The sequence below is a fragment of the Pseudoalteromonas sp. NZS127 genome (genome assembly GCF_015864805.1).
Taxonomy (GTDB): Bacteria; Pseudomonadota; Gammaproteobacteria; order Enterobacterales; family Alteromonadaceae; genus Pseudoalteromonas; species Pseudoalteromonas nigrifaciens.
Map to the genome: position 1 here is coordinate 1 of NZ_JADYWN010000045.1, position 1827 is coordinate 1827.

Below are 1827 nucleotides of genomic sequence, written 5' to 3' on the forward strand. Positions count from 1 at the left end.
GGTTTTCAGACCCGCGTAGCCCTTGTTCTTGGCACGCAGATACTCAATGGTCAGCCCCATGGCAACCGCGCGTTCTTCAGCCAGCGCGATGATCGTTTCGCGGGTGATGCGCGGCATTAGGTGCTGGTCTTCCAGCGCTTGGATGCGCGCGACGATTTCAGCCTGACGCTCTGCAAGCGTTGGTGGTTCAGGCGGCACATATTCGGCCTCGACCTGGGCGAGTAGTGCCTCGTACTGCGGGGCGTCAGCGCCAAGGTCTGCGCGTAGCATGTCCATTTGGCCGTTGCTGTAGGCGTGGCACTTGATGACCGCGCCGCTTGCATCAACCCATGTTGCTTCGAGGGTCGCGGGGTCGTTTTCGTAGCGGATTGGTTGTTTGATAATCATGATGTAGAACCTGTCCTTAATTGGAAATTGATTACAAGCTCCTCTGAAAGTGTGCCGGTGGATATATTTGTCACTCTTACACTAAAAACCCCGTTTCCAGACCAATTAAGTTCAATCCTATAATTAGATGGATCAGGGGCACCGGAGTTGTATCCCCCGCAAACATCAATTAAACTTGTGGATAAGGCGTATGAATTACTCACGCTAAAGACCACAGCCGCGCCTGCCGATAATGCAGAACTGTTCATAGTTATCTGCCCGTTAGGTTTGTTAAGTGTCACGCCGGTGGTTTTGCTGGTTGCTTGAGTAACTGTACCTCCTGCTCCCGTGCCGTAACCCAGCGCGCCACGCAGCGCGAGCACATCACCATTCGTCCCCAAATGAAGCGTAGTCCCGCCTGGAGTTTCAATATTTATCGGGAGCGATGCGCCCGTTCCTATGGCTGTAGAGCGCAGCCGCGCGGTACTGCCGCTTATGGAAAAATCAAATTTAGCTGCGTTTGTCGGGTCGGGTCCGTTGTAAAGTGAATACTCTGAATAACCACCGGCCCCACTTGGCATCGCCCCCAATACCGTAGCGCCGTTAGTCGTACTCGTCTGAAACATCGCTCGGCTCGCAACGGTCGCGTTACTGAAATCCGCAGTAATACGCCTACCAGTTCCCGAGAAATTTACATTGCCTGCAATATCACCACCGGTATTATCTAACTTTTTGGTGTCCAGCTCGTTGACCTGCGCTTGCAGCTTGCCCAGAGCAACCAGCACCGTGTCTGCAGCAGTGATCACCGCGTTCGTCGCAGTGCTCAACCCTGTGAGCGCGATCCCACGCACCCACGCCGCGAGATTCGCAAACGTCAGCTTTTTGNGCAGTGCTCAACCCTGTGAGCGCGATCCCACGCACCCACGCCGCGAGATTCGCAAACGTCAGCTTTTTGAGGACGTTGGACGCAGCGCTGTCAACAATGCCCAGTTCATCGGCATCGACCGGGGTTGCTTTGCTGGTGGCGGCGTGAATCAGCGCAGCCACATCACCAGCACCACCCGTGGCCCCGGTTGCTCCCGTGGGGCCTGTGCCGCCAGTGGCACCAGTTGCACCCGTTGGCCCTGTAGCGCCGTCAGCGCCATCATTCCCCGTCGCCCCAGTTGGCCCGGTGGCGCCGGTACTGCCAGTTGGGCCGGTCGCTCCATCATTGCCGGTTGCGCCTGTTGCGCCTGTTGCGCCTGTTGCGCCTGTTGCGCCTGTTGCGCCTGTTGCGCCTGTTGCGCCTGTTGCGCCTGTTGCGCCTGTTGCGCCTGTTGCGCCTGTTGCGCCTGTTGCGCCTGTCGGACCTGCTGGCCCAGTGGGGCCGATGTGCTGCGCCCATTCAACCGGGGCGAGCCCGGTCAGTACCCACTCGGTCTTGTCGCTCTCCTGGTAGAGATACTTGCGCACGTCCGTTTC

At 57.8% G+C, this 1827-nt stretch carries 3 protein-coding genes; 1 reads left to right on the top strand and 2 read right to left on the bottom strand.

Annotated features, from left to right (window positions below; genetic code table 11):
- The coding region (locus tag I6E78_RS18260) for a hypothetical protein (protein ID WP_197183093.1) at positions 1–387 on the bottom strand (387 nt) is incomplete at its 3' end.
- Positions 384–1172: a hypothetical protein gene (locus I6E78_RS18265; RefSeq protein WP_197183094.1), complete on the bottom strand. Its 789-nt coding sequence runs from the start codon at positions 1170–1172 to the stop codon at positions 384–386. The genes I6E78_RS18265 and I6E78_RS18260, both read right to left, overlap by 4 nt.
- 257 nt (positions 1173–1429) lie before the next feature.
- Between I6E78_RS18265 and I6E78_RS18770 the strand changes: the two genes are divergently transcribed.
- The gene (locus I6E78_RS18770) at positions 1430–1804 is read left to right on the top strand and encodes a hypothetical protein (RefSeq protein ID WP_231618047.1); all 375 of its coding nucleotides are present in this window, start codon (positions 1430–1432) and stop codon (positions 1802–1804) included.
- The last annotated feature ends 23 nt before the right edge of the window (positions 1805–1827 follow it).